Annotated in this window: 17 protein-coding genes; 16 read left to right on the plus strand and 1 reads right to left on the minus strand. The window is 62.4% G+C overall.

What is annotated here, in order from left to right:
* The 14 genes from ACSEXS_RS10855 (at position 1) to ACSEXS_RS10920 (ending at position 12,499) form a co-directional block, all read left to right on the plus strand.
* Complete coding sequence (locus ACSEXS_RS10855) at positions 1-1,242, plus strand: DUF58 domain-containing protein (RefSeq protein WP_438433249.1); 1,242 nt, start codon at positions 1-3, stop codon at positions 1,240-1,242.
* On the plus strand, positions 1,242-3,533 hold the full coding sequence (locus ACSEXS_RS10860; RefSeq protein WP_438433250.1) for a DUF4129 domain-containing transglutaminase family protein: 2,292 nt from the start codon (positions 1,242-1,244) through the stop codon (positions 3,531-3,533). Before ACSEXS_RS10855 ends, ACSEXS_RS10860 begins: the two co-directional genes overlap by 1 nt.
* 216 nt (positions 3,534-3,749) lie before the next feature.
* Positions 3,750-4,247, plus strand: a complete 498-nt coding sequence (locus ACSEXS_RS10865) for a YqeG family HAD IIIA-type phosphatase (protein ID WP_438433251.1) — start codon at positions 3,750-3,752, stop codon at positions 4,245-4,247.
* A 40-nt stretch (positions 4,248-4,287) separates the two neighbouring features.
* A complete protein-coding gene (gene yqeH / locus ACSEXS_RS10870) occupies positions 4,288-5,445 on the plus strand; it encodes a ribosome biogenesis GTPase YqeH (protein ID WP_438433252.1) in 1,158 nt (385 codons plus the stop codon).
* 26 nt (positions 5,446-5,471) lie between these two features.
* Entirely contained in the window at positions 5,472-6,365 is an 894-nt protein-coding gene (locus ACSEXS_RS10875; protein WP_438433253.1) for a shikimate dehydrogenase, read from the plus strand.
* Positions 6,366-6,376: 11 nt separating this feature from the next.
* Entirely contained in the window at positions 6,377-6,667 is a 291-nt protein-coding gene (gene yhbY / locus ACSEXS_RS10880) for a ribosome assembly RNA-binding protein YhbY (protein ID WP_438433254.1), read from the plus strand.
* A gap of 16 nt (positions 6,668-6,683) precedes the next feature.
* The gene (locus ACSEXS_RS10885) at positions 6,684-7,271 is read left to right on the plus strand and encodes a nicotinate-nucleotide adenylyltransferase (protein WP_438433255.1); all 588 of its coding nucleotides are present in this window, start codon (positions 6,684-6,686) and stop codon (positions 7,269-7,271) included.
* Positions 7,261-7,848 carry a bis(5'-nucleosyl)-tetraphosphatase (symmetrical) YqeK gene (yqeK, locus tag ACSEXS_RS10890; RefSeq protein WP_438433256.1) on the plus strand — a complete coding sequence of 196 codons (588 nt, stop codon included), beginning with the start codon at positions 7,261-7,263 and terminating at the stop codon, positions 7,846-7,848. Before ACSEXS_RS10885 ends, yqeK begins: the two co-directional genes overlap by 11 nt.
* The gene (gene rsfS / locus ACSEXS_RS10895; protein WP_438433257.1) at positions 7,845-8,186 is read left to right on the plus strand and encodes a ribosome silencing factor; all 342 of its coding nucleotides are present in this window, start codon (positions 7,845-7,847) and stop codon (positions 8,184-8,186) included. The genes yqeK and rsfS overlap by 4 nt, the downstream gene beginning before the upstream one ends.
* The gene (locus ACSEXS_RS10900; protein ID WP_438433258.1) at positions 8,183-9,091 is read left to right on the plus strand and encodes a CvfB family protein; all 909 of its coding nucleotides are present in this window, start codon (positions 8,183-8,185) and stop codon (positions 9,089-9,091) included. The genes rsfS and ACSEXS_RS10900 overlap by 4 nt, the downstream gene beginning before the upstream one ends.
* Positions 9,092-9,108: 17 nt before the next feature.
* Positions 9,109-9,858, plus strand: a complete 750-nt coding sequence (locus tag ACSEXS_RS10905; RefSeq protein WP_438433259.1) for a class I SAM-dependent DNA methyltransferase — start codon at positions 9,109-9,111, stop codon at positions 9,856-9,858.
* A gap of 137 nt (positions 9,859-9,995) precedes the next feature.
* Entirely contained in the window at positions 9,996-10,454 is a 459-nt protein-coding gene (locus ACSEXS_RS10910) for an NUDIX hydrolase (RefSeq protein WP_438433260.1), read from the plus strand.
* A 154-nt stretch (positions 10,455-10,608) separates the two neighbouring features.
* Positions 10,609-11,253, plus strand: a complete 645-nt coding sequence (locus ACSEXS_RS10915; RefSeq protein WP_438433261.1) for a TetR/AcrR family transcriptional regulator — start codon at positions 10,609-10,611, stop codon at positions 11,251-11,253.
* Entirely contained in the window at positions 11,237-12,499 is a 1,263-nt protein-coding gene (locus ACSEXS_RS10920; protein WP_438433262.1) for an MFS transporter, read from the plus strand. Before ACSEXS_RS10915 ends, ACSEXS_RS10920 begins: the two co-directional genes overlap by 17 nt.
* Positions 12,500-12,578: 79 nt before the next feature.
* Here ACSEXS_RS10920 and ACSEXS_RS10925 read toward each other — a convergent pair whose 3' ends face one another.
* Positions 12,579-14,402, minus strand: a complete 1,824-nt coding sequence (locus ACSEXS_RS10925; protein WP_438433263.1) for an ABC transporter substrate-binding protein — start codon at positions 14,400-14,402, stop codon at positions 12,579-12,581.
* A 208-nt stretch (positions 14,403-14,610) separates the two neighbouring features.
* On the opposite strand from ACSEXS_RS10925, the gene ACSEXS_RS10930 reads away from it, so the two are divergent.
* Together ACSEXS_RS10930 and ACSEXS_RS10935 are read left to right on the plus strand one after the other, a co-directional pair.
* Positions 14,611-15,201, plus strand: a complete 591-nt coding sequence (locus tag ACSEXS_RS10930; RefSeq protein WP_438433264.1) for an AAA family ATPase — start codon at positions 14,611-14,613, stop codon at positions 15,199-15,201.
* Positions 15,202-15,238: 37 nt separating this feature from the next.
* Entirely contained in the window at positions 15,239-15,688 is a 450-nt protein-coding gene (locus ACSEXS_RS10935; protein ID WP_438433265.1) for an NUDIX hydrolase, read from the plus strand.
* Positions 15,689-15,836 lie beyond the last annotated feature (148 nt).

Raw genomic sequence — 15,836 nt, forward strand, 5'->3', positions numbered from 1 at the left:
TTGAATCTGAGCTACCGGCGCGAGGAGCCGAAAAAAATTCCGTTTCCCTGGCGGTACGCCTGCATTGTCGGGTTCTTTCTGATCAGCCTGCTGTTCCTGCTGTTTCAAGGCGGTAAGCTGGCGTATATGGTCTTTGTCATTGTCACCATCCTGTGCCTGTATCTGATTCTGGGCCGGTGGAGCGGAATTGCCAAGACGGAAGGAAAGCGCAGCGTCGCCGGGACGGGCAAAGACATGCTGAGCGCGGGCACCTCGCTCGCCGTGCAGGTGGATATCCGCGTCCCCGGCTTCTGGCCGATCTCGTACGTCAAGGTAAAGGATAACCTCCAGCACTCGGGAAGAGGCAGCACCACCTTCGAGACGACGGTGATTCCGGACTGGAAGCGGTCCGGCCAGATCGTCTACCGTACCCATCCGCTGCGCCGCGGGCATTACCGGTTCGACCGGACGGAATGCTCGACGGGCGACGTGTTCGGCGTCTTCGAGCACCGCGGCCGGGTGGAGCTGCCGTTCTCCTTCAGCGTCATGCCGGAATCGGCGACGATTCCGGAGTGGAAGGGGCTGAAGCAGATGATGCGGGGCGTGCAGCACCATGCCATCACCACCCGGGCCCAGCGGGAAACGACCCAGATCAACGGGGTCCGCGAATACAATTACGGTGACCGCCTGTCGCGCATCCATTGGAATGCGACGGCCCGAACCGGAACCTGGAAGTCGAAGGAATTTGAGCGTGAATCCGAGCTCAGCACGCTCATCGTTCTCGAGCGGCAGAGCGACCGCTATGCCGACCAGGAAAGCTTCGAGCTGGCCGTATCGACGGTGGCCTCGCTGCTCGAATTCGGCCGCAAGCGGAGGCTTTCCTTCGGCCTGCTCTCCGTCGGCAAGGACGCGGTTCTCTTTGATCCGAAGCCGGGTCCTCTGCATTACCGCGACATGATGGACCACCTGATCGGCGTGGAGGCGGACGGGATGTATCCTCTCGCCCGCGTCCTCGAAGAGCATGGCCGCAGCCTCGCTCCCGGCATGCTCGCCGTTCTGGTCACACCCGAGAAGAACGGAGGGGCGTGGAAGGCGATGAACTGGATTCACCAGAAGCAGTTGAACGGCTGCCAGCTTCTTGTCGGAGCAGAGCCCGGCCAGGATCACGGGCCTTGGGTGAAGTTCATGCAGGCGCGCGGCTTCCTGGCTTATCCGATAGCCAATCTGCCGGAGCTCCCGCTTCAGTTGGGAGGGAGGACCTGATGCGGCAGTTGGAATGGAAATCCGCGCCGCCGCGCCGCCGCCGGAGACTGCGCACGGCGCTGGCGTCCGGAATCGCCGCCGAGTGGCCGCGGCTGTTGACCCTGTTGTTCAGCGGGCTGTTCCTCATCGCATTCATCCACTGGTTCAGCGAGGAGGACGGAGGCTTTCTTCCGAAGACAACGCTCCTCCTGTACTGCACCTTGGCCATCGTGTTCGTCACGGAAGCGGCCGCCTTCAAGAACAAGCTGCTCGTTCGGCTGTTGCAGTTTCTGATTCTGCTCGGCTTTCATGCCATCGCCCTCGACTACACGCCGGTGTGGGCGCACCCCGAGAACGCCCGGCAGCTCTGGCGATTGCTGCTGGTGAACGCAGAGCAGCTCTTCCCTTACTTCTGGTTCAGCCTCGGCGGGTGGATGATCTACCTCGCAACCGTCTGGTGGATGAACAACAAGAAGCGTATCGTCGCCGCATTGCTCGTCGGCGTTCTCGCCATGGCGCTGCGCGATTCCTTCAGCCTGGTCTATCTGTGGGACGAAGCCGCTTGGCTGATCCTGTGCGGCCTGTTCCTGCTCGTGGTCCGGCAATTCGGCAACCTGCGGGACAAGAGTCCCGAGGGCTGGGGGTACATCGCCGATTATCCCGTCTCGTTCGTCGCGCCGATCGTGCTGCTCTTGACCTTGACGGTCGGAGCGGGGACGCTGGCGCCGGATGTGGCCAACGTGCTGACCGATCCGTACACCCTCTACAAACGATGGGAGGGCGAGCCGGTCGCACTCTCCGGCAAGATTAAGGAGATTACCGGCCCGATTCTGTCGGGAACGGGAAAGACCGTGTCCGGCTACAGCCGCGACGATTCCTCGCTGGGCGGCGGCTTCGACTACGACTATGCGTCGGTCTTCAAGGTGGAGACCACCCGCCGCAGCTATTGGCGCGGAGAGACCAAGTCGGTGTATACGGGGAAGGGCTGGACGAACCCGAAGGGCGCGGACAGCGGACTCGTCGAGGTTTCCGGCGTCGGCCGCGGGATGCCGAGACCCATCAACGGACTGGACGCTTCCAAGCGCAAGACCGTATCCATCAAGCAGACGGTGACCCTTCTGGAGAAATCGCCCAAGTATCCGGTGCTGTTCGGCGCTTTCGAGGTCCATTCGATCGAGGAAGTGAACGGCAAGCCGGAGCTTGCGAAGGCGCTGTGGAATCCGGCCTCTTCGGTGCTTCAATGGGGGGAGAGTTACCCCAAGAGCTATACCCTCACTTCGGAGATGCCGATTCTGGACGAAGCGGCATTCCGCAAGGCTCCTGCCGATTATCCGGAAAAAGCCGAGCTTGAGCCCTACCTGAGCCTGCCGGACGTTCCGGAGCGCGTGCTTGATCTGGCCCGGGAGATCACCCGGGATGCGGCCAATCCCTATGACAAGGCGAAGGCGCTGGAGCAGTACCTGAAGAGCACCTACCCGTACACCAATACGCCGGCGGATGGTAATACCAGCAAGGACTTCGTCGACCGCTTCCTGTTCGAGACGAAGGAAGGCTATTGCGATTATTACTCCACCGCCATGGCCGTGATGGGCCGGGCCGTCGGCCTTCCTACCCGTTGGGTGAAGGGGTATTCTTCCGGCTCGAATCCCGAAGACGAAATGCAGGGTCCCGATGTAGCCAGCCGCTACCGCGAGCGCGATCCGAACGGAGCGGGCACCTACACGGTGCATAATTCCAACGCCCACTCCTGGGTGGAGGTCTACTTCAGCGGATACGGCTGGATTCCGTTCGACCCGACCGCCGGATTCTCGGTTCCCTATGCGGCCGATCCTACGAAACCGGCCGAAGCTCCCGTCGTCGACCAGACGCCGGACGATTCCGCCAAGCCGGATGCCGCAAAGGGTGACGGTTCCAGCCAAGCGCCGCTCTGGATTGCGCTTGCCGCGGCCGTGGTGCTCGTCGCTGCAGCGGCCTTCTGGTATCTGGCCGGCTACCGCCGCGGCCGCTGGGTTCCGCCGGGTATCGCTTCCCGCCGGGCCGCCAGGCGCGCGGAGACCAACTACAACCGGCAGATCGTCAAGGAGTTCGAGAAGCTCCTGCGCTATTTCCGCCGTCGCGGCTTCCCCGTGCTGGAGCACGAAACCGCGCGGGAGACCCTTGGACGCTGGCGGGAAAAGGACGCTTGGCTGACGCAGGATCTCGACAAGCTGATCGCCCTCTTCGAGAAGGCCAAATACAGCCCGGTCCCCGTGACGGAGCTGGAAGCGGCGCGGGCCGCCGGCATCGTCCACAAGCTGCGCAAGGAGATTTAAGGACCGGGACTTTGGCGGCGGCAACGCTTGGGAAGAACCGGTTAGCCCTCTCTGACGTCAAGTTTAGCGGCATTGAAGTTCGACTTTCGAGCCGCCCGCATTTTTGCGGGCGGTTTTGCCGTATTTGCCGGTTTGAAGGGATAGAAGTTGATTTTGCGCTAAAATGGACTTGTATGGTATAGTTTGGTGTACTATGAAACGGCAGAGGTGAACGGATTGCTGAACAAACTGGTGCCCCGGCAGCAGATTGCGACCGTCTATGAGCTGGTCTTGACCGAGCTTTGGGAGCGAGGGATACGGGGGATCATTACCGATTTGGACAATACGCTGGTGAGCGCGAAGACGCCGCTTGCCACGCCGGAGCTCATCAAATGGCTGGATGAGCTGACCCGGCTCGGCTTTAAAGTCGTCGTTCTCTCCAATAACGGGGAGGCCCGGGTGAGCAAATTCGCCGCTCCGCTCGGCATTCCCTTTGTATACGCCGCGCGCAAGCCGCGCAATGCCGCTTTTCATCGGGCGTTGGCGATACTTAATCTGGAGCCGGAGCAAGTCGTTGTGCTCGGCGACCAGCTGCTGACCGATGTGCTGGGCGGCAACCGGCTTGGACTGTATACCGTACTCGTGCAGCCGATCGCCCTGGCCGAAGAGGGCTTCTTTACCCGCGTGAACCGGCAGATCGAGAAGCTGGTCCGACGCATTCACAAAAACGCTTGAGGAGAACCTGTTAGCAGGCATTCTCCGGGAGGAACGAACCATGACTTCGAAAGAACCGCAGGAGCGGGAGCAAGGTCGCGTAGCGGAAACGTCGGACCGTACGAGGTGCGCGGGCTGCGGCATTAAGCTGCAGACGGAAGACGCGTCCCGGCTCGGTTATGTCCCGGCAAAATCGCTGGACAAGGACCCGGTCATCTGTCAGCGCTGTTTTCGCATCAAGCATTACAATGATCTGTCCGGGGCGACGCTCAACCAGGATGACTTCCTGAAGATTCTCGGCGGCATTGCGGGAACGAACAGCCTCGTCGTGCATATCGTCGACCTGTTCGATTTTGAGGGGAGCCTGATCGCCGGGCTGCAGCGGTTTATCGGCAACAACCCGGTGCTGCTCGTCGTCAACAAGACCGACCTGCTGCCCAAAGCGGTCAATTCCAACCGCATTCTCAACTGGGTGCAAAAGCAAGCCAAGGAATTCGGGCTGAAGACGGTGGACATCGCGCTGGTCAGCGCCAAGAAGAACATCGGCTTCGACCAGCTCCTCACCCGAATGGATCAATACCGCAAGGGCCGCGACGTCTATGTCGTCGGCGCCACCAATGTGGGCAAATCGACGCTGATCAACCGGCTCATTCGCGATTACAGCGACCTGGAGGCCGAGCTGACCACCTCGCCTTACCCCGGAACGACGCTCGATCTCGTCCGGATTCCGCTGGACGACGGCAAGGCGATCATCGATACGCCGGGAATCGTCTACCGTCACCGGCTGACCGAGCTGGTGAACAAGCGGGAGCTGCCGACGATTCTGCCGAATTCCGTGCTGAAGCCGATGATCTATCAATTGAACGAGGAACAGACGCTGTTCTTCGGGGCGCTCGCCCGGATGGACTTCGTCCGCGGCGCACGCCAGTCGTTTACCTGTTACGTCTCCGAGGCGCTGAAGCTCCACCGGACCAAGCTGGAGCGGGCGGATGAGCTGTATGCGGAGCATAAAGGCGAATTGCTCGCGCCTCCGGCGCTGGAGCATCTGGAGGAGCTGCCTCCGCTCGTCAAGCATCCGATCCGCATACCGCGCGGCGGGAAGACGGACGTGCTGATCTCCGGCCTCGGCTGGATCGCGGTCGGCGGAGAGTCGGGCGCGGAGCTGGTCGTCTGGGCGCCGAAGGGCGTCAAGGTCGCGGTGCGTCCGGCGCTGCTGTAGCTTAAGCGAAACGGAGGAATCGCCAGATGGGCAAGGGGTTGCGCCGGGTCGACTCGCGCACGGTGCTGTACGGGGTGTTCGGCGACCCGGTGGCGCATTCGCAATCGCCGAGAATGCTCAACCGGGCTTTCGCCGAGACGGGCTTGCCGGCGGTCTATACCGCCTTTCACGTCAAGCCGTCGGCGCTGGCGGAAGCGGTGCAGGGCATCCGCGCGCTGGGCTTGCGCGGCGTCAACGTGACGATCCCGCACAAGGTGGACGTGATGGCGCATCTCGACGCGATCGACGAGAGCGCCCGTTCCATCGGCGCGGTGAATACGATCGTCAATGACGGAGGGCGGCTCACCGGTTATAATACGGATGGAATCGGCTATGTCCGCTCGCTTCGGGAGGAGACGGGCTTTGAGGCGGCCGGCCGCCGGATCGCCGTTCTCGGCGCAGGCGGCGCTGCCCGCGGGATCGTCTGGGCGCTTGCCCAGGGGGGCGCGGCGGAGATCATCATCCTCAATCGCACCGCCGCAAGGGCGGTCGAGCTCGCCGCATCATTATCCGGCGTGTCCGGCGCGCGGGTGCGCGGCTTCGGTATGGAGGATGCGCCCCGCGTTCTGGAAGGCGCGAGTCTGATCGTCAATACGACGAAGGCGGGCATGCATCCTTACGTGGGCGAGACTCCGCTTTCGGCCGAGCTGCTGCCGAATGACGCCATCGTCAGCGATATCGTCTATAACCCGCGGCGAACCTTGCTGCTCGAGCAGGCGGAAGAGCGGGGCTGCGCCGTCCACGGCGGCCTGGGCATGTTCGTCCATCAGGGCGCGTACGCCTTCGAGCTGTGGACGGGGCTTGAGGCTCCGGTCGAAGCGATGCGGCAGGAAGCCGAGACGGCGCTGGACGAGAGCGTTTCTGTTAAACCACAAGAATAGAGGGTAAAATTATGTTAACCGGTAAACAAAAACGCCATTTGCGTTCGATGGCCCATCACCTGACCCCGATTTTTCAGGTCGGCAAGGGCGGCGTGAACGAGCATCTGATCCGCCACATCCAGGAAGCTTTGGAGGTGCGGGAGCTGATCAAGGTTTCGATTCTGAACAACAACTCCGACGATGCCCGCGAGGTAGCCGAAGAGCTGGCCGGCGGCGCGGAAGCGGAGCTGGTCCAGGTGATCGGCAAGACCATCGTGCTCTATAAGGAATCCCGCGAGCATAAGACGATCGAACTGCCGTAAAGCGGGAGGGATGCGCATGAAGGTCGGACTCATGGGAGGCACCTTCGACCCGGTTCATCTCGGTCATCTGCTTGCGGCCGAGCGCGCTGCGGAAGCCGCAGGCCTCGACGAGGTCTGGTTCATGCCGGCGAGCGTGCCGCCGCACAAGCCGCATGCGCCCCGTGCTTCGGCGCACGAGCGTCTTGAGATGGTGAGGCGGGCGACGGCGGACAATCCGAATTTTCGGGTATCCGAGTATGAGCTGGAACGGGGCGGCACCTCGTATACGTACGACACGGTTGCCGGACTCGTCCGCGAGTTCCCCGAGGCCGAGTTCTCGTACATCGTCGGCGCCGACATGGTCATGTATCTGCCGAAATGGTACCGAATCCGCGAGCTCGCAGCTCTCGTGCGCTTCGTCGGCGTGGCGCGTCCAGGCTTCATCCTTCGCCTGGAGGAACTGGAGCCGTCGCTGCGCGAGCGGGTCACCATCGTGCCGATGCCGCTGATGGAGATTTCCTCCACGGAAATCCGCGAGCGGCGGCGGGCGGGATTGTCCGTCCGTTATTTGGTCAGCGCTTCGGTGCTCGATTATATGGAGGTGAACCGACTGTATGAAACGTGAGGAATTGATGGAAGCGGTGCGCCGCGAACTGCCGGCCAAGCGCTGGCAGCATACGCTCGGCGTCATGCAGTCCGCGCGGGAGCTGGCGCGGAAATTCGGCGCCGATCCGGACAAAGCGGAGCTCGCCGGCCTCCTCCACGATTATTGCAAGTATTGGCCGACGGAGCGCCAGCGGCTGGTCATTCTGGAGAGCGATCTGCCCAATGAGCTGCTTCAGTACGATAAGCCGCTCTGGCACGCTCCCGTGGGGGCTTATGTCGTCAGCAAGGAGTTTGGCATCGACGACGAGGAAGTACTGGATGCCATCCGGTACCATACCTCGGGCCGCGTCGGCATGACCATGCTGGAAAAGGTGGTCTGCCTGGCCGATTACATGGAACCCGGCCGCGACTATCCCGAGGTAGCCGCCATCCGCAAGCTGGCGGAGACCAGCGTGGAGAAAGCCCTTGTCGCCGGTTACGATTCCACCATGCGCTATCTGTTGACCAAAGGGGAGAAGATTTATCCGCTCACCCTGTTATCGAGAAATGCCCTGATCGACGAGATTCGAGAGAGGGACAGGAGGAACAACCGATGAACGAACAACGTTTGCTTGACCTCGTCTGGGAGGCGGCCGACAGCAAGAAAGCCAATGATCTGATCGCCTTGGATCTTCGGGGAGTATCCATCATCGCCGATTATTTTGTCATCTGCCACGGGAATTCGGAGACACAGGTGCAGGCCATCGCCACCGAAATCCGCAAAAAGGCCGAAGAAGCCGGAACCCGGGTGCGCGGCATCGAGGGTATGGACAAGGCCCGCTGGGTGCTGGTCGATCTCGGCGACGTGGTGGCGCATGTGTTTCACCGCGACGAGCGCGAGTATTACCGGCTGGAGAAGCTCTGGTCCGACGCCAGAGCGGTCGAACGCGTATGACCATGGAAGCGGGACAGACGCTCACGCTGCGAATTGCCAAGGAAGTGCCGCCTTTCGGGTATTTCGTCACCGACGGAACCCGCGAGGTTCTTTTGCATTATACGGAGAAGACCCGCGACGTCAAGCCGGGAGAGTCGGTGCGGGTCTTTTTGTATTACGATACGGAGGACCGGCTGGCGGCCACGATGAAGGAGCCGCTCATTCATCTGAACGAGGTGGCGCTGCTTACCGTCGTGGACATTCATCCGCGCATCGGCACCTTTCTCGACATGGGGCTCGGACGGAATCTGCTGCTGCCGTTCTCGGAGCAGCCGGAGCTGAAGGAGCTGCGGCCGATCAAAGGCGACCGGGTATGGGTAACGCTGGAGCATGACCGGCAGGGCAGGCTGGTGGCGAAGCTGGCCGGGGAGAAGGAGCTCGTGCCGCTCGCCATCCCCGCCCCGACCGCTTGGCTGAACAAGTGGTTCGACGCCCGCGTCTACAAGCCGCTGCAGCTGGGAACCTTCGTCGTGATCGACGGCGGCGTGGCCGGCTTCGGCGCAATCGGGATGATTCACGCCAGCGAGCGGAGCCGGATGCTCCGCGTCGGCGAGGCGGTCAAGGTGCGCCCGGTGTTTATCCGCGAGGACGGACGGGCGAACGTGACCATGCGCGAATCGAAAGAGAAGGGCCGCGAGGAAGACTCCGCGCGCGTGCTGGACTTCCTGAAGACGCGCCCAGGCGGGGCGATGCCCTATTCGGACGATACGCCGGCGGATATCATCCTTGCCAAGTTCGGCATCAGCAAGGGAGCCTTTAAGCGGGCGCTCGGCAAGCTGATGAAGGACGGGCTCATCGAGCAGCGGGAGAATTGGACGCAGCTCACCGAGGCCGGCAAAAACCTCGGCGAGCAAGCGGGAGAGTAAGGGACGGGGGAACGGACGTGGCATACGGACGGTTTGCGTCGGTCTACGACCGGCTGATGGAAGACATGCCTTACGAGGAGTGGCTGGCCTTCGTCGAGGAATGCTGGCGGCTGTACCGGGTTCGCCCCTCCCGCGTGGTCGATCTCGGCTGCGGGACGGGGGCAATCGCCTTGCCGCTTGCCGGACGCGGCTACCGTGTGACCGGGATCGACCGGTCGGCCGATATGTTGGCGGTAGCCCGCCGCAAAGGCGAGGAGCTGCGGCTTAAGGATATCGCCTGGCTGAACGGGGACATGCGGGATTGGGTGCTGTCCGATCCCGCAGATGCGGTGATCTCGCTGTGCGACTGTTTCAATTACCTGACCGAAGCGGCGGATGTGGCCGCCGCTTTCCGGGCGGCTTGGCGGGGTCTGCGGCCCGGCGGCCTGTTCGTCTTCGACGTCAACACGATCCACCGCTACCGCACTTATGCGGAGGAGCAGCCCTTCGTGTTGAATGAGGAGGATGTCGCGTACATCTGGTACTGCGAGCTGGAGGAGGAGACGAAGGTCATCGCCCACGACCTGACGATCTTCGCCCGGGAGGAAGCGACGGACCGGTATCTCCGCATCGAGGAGCGCCATGAGCAGCGCGGGTATTCCCTCGATTGGCTGCGGCAGGAGCTCTTCGCGGCCGGCTTTGCCAAGGCGGATGCCTACGGCGACTTCACCTGGAACCCGCCGGGACCCGAGACGGAGCGGGCGTTTTTCGTCGCGGTTAAGGAGTAGCCGAAGCGCGGGGACAAACGGTCGGCGAAGAGAAGACGAGACCGCGATTGGCATGAAGAGTTCGGCAAGCCAGTCACGTAAAGTTCGGCAGGATGGAAGACCCAAGGGCAAGCGATGCACAAAAGGGGAGGAACCCCATGGAGCAAACGGGAATGGGACGGCGCGAGCGGTATCGGATGCCCTGCGCGGTCCATTTGTTTTTGGAACGGGGAGACGAGGTGCTGCTCCTCAGGAGGTACCGGACCGGATACGAAGACGGCAACTACAGCGTCGTCGCCGGGCATCTGGACGGCGGGGAACAGGTGAAGGCGGCGATGATCCGCGAAGCCCGCGAGGAAGCCGGGATTGAGATCGACGAAGGGGACCTGGAGATCATCCAGGTCATGCACCGCCTGTCGGAGGAGGAGCGGATCGACTACTTCCTAAGCTGCTCCCGCTGGCAAGGCGAAATCCGCAACCGCGAGCCGGAAAAATGCGACGAGCTGCGCTGGGTCCGCCGGGACGCTCTGCCGGAGAATGTCATTCCTTACATCCGGCAGGCGCTGACGAATCACAGCCGAGGCGTGCGGTTCTCCAGCTTTGGCTGGGACGGGTAGCCATCGGCCGGGATCGACTTGGAGAAAAGGTGCGGTTGGACGGGCGGTCGCCGCCGGGAAAAGACCAAGCTTTGGAAAATTCTGCTTTACAATGACACGCGTGTCGTTTATTATAATGACACGCGTGTCATTATTTTTTTGGGAGGGTTAACGAATGTCGCCTAAACGATCGCCGGAGCAGCGGGATGAAAAACGACGGCAGATTCTCGCGGCGGCCCGGCGGGTGTTCGAACGGCTGGGGTATAAAGCGGCAACCATGAAGGATGTCGTCGAGGAGAGCGGCCTCAGCCGCGGCGGAGTCTACCTGTATTTTGGCAGCACAGAGGAGATGCTGCTCGCCATCCTCGATGAGATCGACGCCCGGGATGAAGCCTATTTTGCCGGGGCCATAGCGGCAGGGGGGCCGGCTTGGCAAGCGATCGAGCAGTTTTTGGCCCACATGGGGGTTGCCCAGGATGAAGATTCGTTTACGGTGGCGCTTCTGGAATATTACCTGGAGAACTCCCGGAACGAAGAGAAGAGAAGGGTTCAAGCGGAGCGCTATGAGCGGGTTGTCGCCTTCGTCCAGGCGTTCCTGCAAAAAGGAACGGAGCGCGGGGAATTCGCTCCGCTGTTGCCCACCGAGACCATCGCCCGCATGTTCGTCAGCATCAACGAAGGCGTCCACCTCGACAGCTTGATCGTCGGAGCGCAGACGCTTAAAGTCGAGGAGCAGGCGGCGGGCTTTGCGCTTGTGCTGCGGCGGCTGTTGCAAGTCCGGGACGAAGAAGGGGGACCTGCCCATGAAGGAACTGTTTAAGAACCGCCTGTTCGTTCGCTTGTTCGCCGCATCGTTCGCTTCCCAGCTCGGAACGACCATTGGCAACATGGCGTTCGCCTTTTATTTGCTGGACCGGTTTGCCAGCCAACCCGCCTATGCGTCCGCCGCCGAATTGATGTACTCGCTGCCCACGCTGTTCGTGTTCTTCCTCGTCGGCGTGTTCGCCGACCGGTTCGACCGCCGGCGGATCGCGGTGAACAGCAGCTGGATTCGGCTCGGGCTGACCGGCCTGCTGATCGGCTGCCTCCTCCTGGATTACCTGCCGCTGGTGTTCGCCGTCCTGTTCCTGCGCAGCGCCGTGGCCAAATTCTACGCTCCTGCGGAGACGGCTTTGCTCCAGGGCATCCTGGACGAGGATCACTACGTGGCGGCCTCCGGCCTGAACCAGATGCTGTTCGGGGTGTTCACGATGTTCGGGCTGGGCATGGGGGCGGTCGCCTATTCGACCGTCGGCATTTACGGAGCGGCCGGCGTCGATGCGGTCGGCTTTCTCGCCTCGGCCTTGCTGCTGCGGCGCTGTCCCTTCCCGGCCGAGATTCGGCAGCCCGGCGGGGCGTCTTCCTTGCGCGGCCTTAACCTGGCCAGCGTAATTGGAGACTTCCGCGAAGGGCTGGCGTACGTGTTCCGCAATCGGCTCTTGCTCGCGCTGATCGGCGGATTCTTCCTGTTCGGCTTCCTGAACGGCGGCTTTGCCGTGCTGCCGATGTTCACGATGCGCTATAAGCTGGCCGCAGCCGATTACAAAACCTTTTCCTCGCTGTTCGCCATCTTCCTCGGGATCGGCATCCTGCTCGGCAGCTCGCTTGCGCCCATGCTCGTCAACAAGCTGAAGCCGCATACGGTCATTATCGCCGCGCTGTTTCTGACCGCCGGGTTTGTGGTCGTGCTGGCTTTTGTCGGCAACCCCTGGGTCTATCTCAGCCTCGTCCTGACGCTCGGCTTGATCATCGCGCCGCTCAATGTGGCCATCGGCGGTTGGATTCCGAAGATCGTGGAGCCGGCGATGATGGGGCGGGTCAGCGCCTGGAACGATCCGGTGCTTATGCTGGGCCAGTCGATCACGCTCGGACTCATATGCCTGCTGTACCCGAAGGTCATCTCGCTGCAGGCCATCTACCTCGCTCTGGCCGGCTTTATTCTGGTTGCGTTCATCCTCTTCCTGCTGACCCTGCCCCGGCTTGCCGCCGGCGCCAAACCGGCTGCCCAAGCGGTCCCGGCCGAGTAAAAGACGGACCGAGCGTCTTGCATTTGACCGGATTAGAACCATAGCACCTTTGCGTTTCACGAATTGGCAACCTGTTGCCTTAGGCCTCAAAACCGCTGTTTTCCGTAAACCAGATGTCGCGGAACCGGACCCATCCAAGGGATTCCAGGGAAACGCCGCGCACGGACGGGTGGAAGGCGGTTTTGAGGCTTTTTCGGTAGAGGAACAGCAGGCTGCGGCTGCGATCGAGCAGCTCTTCGGCCTCCAGGAAGAGGTCGATGCGCGTATCGGGATCGGCCTCCCTGCGGATATCGGCCATGAGCGAAGCGAGCTCGCGGGCAAGCTCGGCATCAGCATGCTGGCAGATGCTTGCAAACAGATCGATCAGCCTAAGCTCCCGCTGCTCGTCGAGGGTGACGGCGAAGAGCAGCAGATCCGCCGCCAGCCGCTTCTCGCTGTTGAACTCCTCTGCAGCGAGCAGCCCGATTTCAATCGTAATGCCTGCGGCGGCGCAGACCTCGCGGACCAGCTCCGCGTCCCCGGCGTATTCGGGGATGGTGATGAGCCGCAGCGGGGGAAGCCCCGCACAGCGGACTACCGGATCAGGCGGGGAAAGGACATCGGTCGCACGCTCCGGTTCAGCCCGTTCCCACCTTGCGAGAGCCTCCCCGTCTCCTCCCCGCGTGCGAACCGGCCAGAAGCTGTCGATGCCGTCGGCTACATCGCCGGACAGCCGCTCCAGGAGCAGCCTGCGGTTCAGACACCGGTCGAAGGCTTCCCGGGCGGACCGTTCCGCCAAAGCCCCGCCCGGTTTGTGGGGAACGGTGAGGAATTTGCAGGTCATGCCGGACTGGCGGACCTCCTGCCAGCTCTGTGCCTGGCGCTCGGGGAGCCGGACATTGTGCATGAGCTGGAACGGAAGCGGGGCGGTCCCGGTGGGAGCCTGCGGCTCGGATGCCGTCCAGACCTCGATCCGGTCGAGGAAGCCCCGGCCCTGGAAATAGTCGGCGAATGCCTCCAATATCCAGACCTCGCCGGTTCGCTGGGAGAACCGGTAGGGCCCGGAGCCGACGGGCCTCTGCCCGAAAGCCTCCCCGAGTTGTTCGCCCAGATCGCGGGGAACCAGCGAAGCCCGGCTGCTCGCGAGGAAGGCGGGAAACAGCTCGTTCGGTTCCGCGAGCCGCACCAGGACGGTATATTCGTCCGGGGCTTCAACGGCCTCGATCCCTTGATACACCCAGTTGAACAAGCCGTGCGGGGCCAAGGCCCGCAGCCTCTCCAGCGTATAGCGGACGTCGTCCGAGGTCAGCTCGCGCCCGTGATGGAAGCGAATTCCCTTGCGCAGGTGGAAGGTCCAGCCGGTTCGGCCCGCATCGGCTTCCCAGGCATGGGCGGCATGGGGGAACACGCGGCCTTGCCCATCGGTGCGGAGCAGGCCGTCAAACAGCTGTCGGACGAGATGCGACTCGCCGGCATAGAGCGTCCGGGCCGGGTCCAGCGTGCCGATCGGCTGCGGCAGGGGAAACCTCAGCACATCGGACCGGCGCTGTCCGACCCGGACCGTGCGCACGCCGAAGTGGCCCATGATCCACTCCCGGGCGTTCGCCTCGGAAAGGCCTGCCACGGAACGGAGCAGATCGATCGCGGCGGGAAGCTCCTTGCGGCCGGCAAGCTCCTCGGCTTCCTCCAGGGCCACGCGCTCTACCGGCGCCAGGAAGACGAGCTCCGAGCGGTTGGCCCGTCCGCGTCTCGCCGTCCAGCGAATCCAGCCTTCCTGCTGCATCCGGCCGAGCAGCGTGATCATCGTTCGCGGCGTGCATTCGAGCAGGTCCGCCAGCTCGGCCGTGACGGTCTCCAGCGGAATGTTTTCCTTCACCTCCGGAAACCGGCTCCGCAGAGTCAGGTAATGCTTGCGCAGCTTCATGGTCGGGAATCCTCGCTTTCCTCCATCGATAATAATTTCCTCGATCGACTAAAATATGAAATTTCGTTTCAGGAACTTGCACTTTTTTTTCTTATTTTACAGGCTACAATAAAGAGAGGAAGCATACAAGAGGGATCGTCGACCGGCGGCTGCTGCACCGCTGCATTCGTCCGACCTGCAATCGGGCTTTCACAAGGAGGGGAACGGCATGGTGATCTGGCTGAACGGAGCCTTCGGCTCGGGCAAGACGCAGACGGCCTTCGAGCTTCGGCGGAGGCTGCCCGGCTCCATCGTCTACGATCCGGAGAAGGCGGGCTATCATTTGCGAAAGGTGATTCCGGCGTCGGCGGCGCTGGAGGATTTTCAAGATTATCCGATGTGGCGGGAGCTGACGTACTCCACCCTGGCCTATCTGGATAAAGCTCACGCCGGGCCCATTCTCGTGCCGATGACTGTCACCGAACCGCTCTACTATTGGGAAACGGTGGGACGATTGCGCAAAGCGGGCGTCGAGGTGCACCCTTTCACCCTGCTGGCCTCGAAAGAGACACTGCAAAAGCGGCTGAAAAAGCGCGGCGACGGACCGTCATCCTGGCCGTACCGCCAGATCGACCGGTGTGTGGAGGCGCTCGCCGGCGAGCTGTTTGCCCGGCATATCGAGACGGACGGGCTCGGTGTGGCGGAGACGGCGGAGAAGATCGCATCGGCGCTGGGACTGGCGCTGGAGGAAGACAGCCGCGGCCCGCTCCGCAAGCGGATGGGCCGATGGATAACCCAGTTGAAGCATATCCGGTTTTGATATCCCAATCGGTTGAATGCGAAGGAGGAGACGGATCATGGATGACATCCAAAAGCTTCGCCGGGCCGTGGGACCGGAGCTGTTGATGTTGGCCGGAACGGCCGTAGCGGTCCGCAACACGGCGGGCGAATACCTGCTGCAAAAGTGGCGGGACGGCCGCTGGGGCGTACCCGGCGGCTTCATCGAGCCGGGCGAATCGGCCGAGGAGGCGGGCTGCCGGGAAGTGCTGGAGGAAACGGGAATCCTCACGGCGGACTATCAGCTTGCCGGGGTGTTCTCCGGGCGGGAGTACCCGGTTCGGCTGCCGAACGGAGACGAGTTCTGTCCCGTCACCATCGCCTACACGGCGCTTGAGGCCGGCGGCGTCTTGAGGGCGGACGGAACGGAGACGATCGAAGCCGGCTTCTTTCCGGCGCACCGCCTGCCGGACGGACTGAGTCCGTTGATCCGGAACCTGATTCTTCGACACGCTTCGGGGGAGAACTAGCCGCGCAAACGGAGGAATCTTGACACGGCCGCCAAGAATTCCTATACTATCAGCAATAAGGCTGTGATTAGGAACAGTAATCCGAGCAGCGTTTTCCCAGAGAGCCGGAAGGGTGGGACCCGGCAGGCGCAGCGGATGAACTCCCCTA

The sequence above is a fragment of the Gorillibacterium terrae genome, assembly GCF_051594785.1.
Lineage (GTDB): Bacteria > Bacillota > Bacilli > Paenibacillales > NBRC-103111 > Gorillibacterium.

Bases quoted from the DNA above. Each gene is read 5' to 3' on its own strand.
- yqeH (WP_438433252.1), top strand. From the start codon at position 4,288: ATGACTTCGAAAGAACCGCAGGAGCGGGAGCAAGGTCGCGTAGCGGAA.
- ACSEXS_RS10920 (WP_438433262.1), top strand. From the start codon at position 11,237: ATGAAGGAACTGTTTAAGAACCGCCTGTTCGTTCGCTTGTTCGCCGCA.
- yqeK (WP_438433256.1), top strand. From the start codon at position 7,261: ATGAAACGTGAGGAATTGATGGAAGCGGTGCGCCGCGAACTGCCGGCC.
- ACSEXS_RS10885 (WP_438433255.1), top strand. From the start codon at position 6,684: ATGAAGGTCGGACTCATGGGAGGCACCTTCGACCCGGTTCATCTCGGT.
- ACSEXS_RS10930 (WP_438433264.1), top strand. From the start codon at position 14,611: ATGGTGATCTGGCTGAACGGAGCCTTCGGCTCGGGCAAGACGCAGACG.
- yhbY (WP_438433254.1), top strand. From the start codon at position 6,377: ATGTTAACCGGTAAACAAAAACGCCATTTGCGTTCGATGGCCCATCAC.
- ACSEXS_RS10935 (WP_438433265.1), top strand. From the start codon at position 15,239: ATGGATGACATCCAAAAGCTTCGCCGGGCCGTGGGACCGGAGCTGTTG.
- ACSEXS_RS10915 (WP_438433261.1), top strand. From the start codon at position 10,609: ATGTCGCCTAAACGATCGCCGGAGCAGCGGGATGAAAAACGACGGCAG.
- ACSEXS_RS10860 (WP_438433250.1), top strand. From the start codon at position 1,242: ATGCGGCAGTTGGAATGGAAATCCGCGCCGCCGCGCCGCCGCCGGAGA.
- ACSEXS_RS10875 (WP_438433253.1), top strand. From the start codon at position 5,472: ATGGGCAAGGGGTTGCGCCGGGTCGACTCGCGCACGGTGCTGTACGGG.
- ACSEXS_RS10910 (WP_438433260.1), top strand. From the start codon at position 9,996: ATGGAGCAAACGGGAATGGGACGGCGCGAGCGGTATCGGATGCCCTGC.
- ACSEXS_RS10925 (WP_438433263.1), bottom strand. From the start codon at position 14,402: ATGAAGCTGCGCAAGCATTACCTGACTCTGCGGAGCCGGTTTCCGGAG.
- ACSEXS_RS10900 (WP_438433258.1), top strand. From the start codon at position 8,183: ATGACCATGGAAGCGGGACAGACGCTCACGCTGCGAATTGCCAAGGAA.
- rsfS (WP_438433257.1), top strand. From the start codon at position 7,845: ATGAACGAACAACGTTTGCTTGACCTCGTCTGGGAGGCGGCCGACAGC.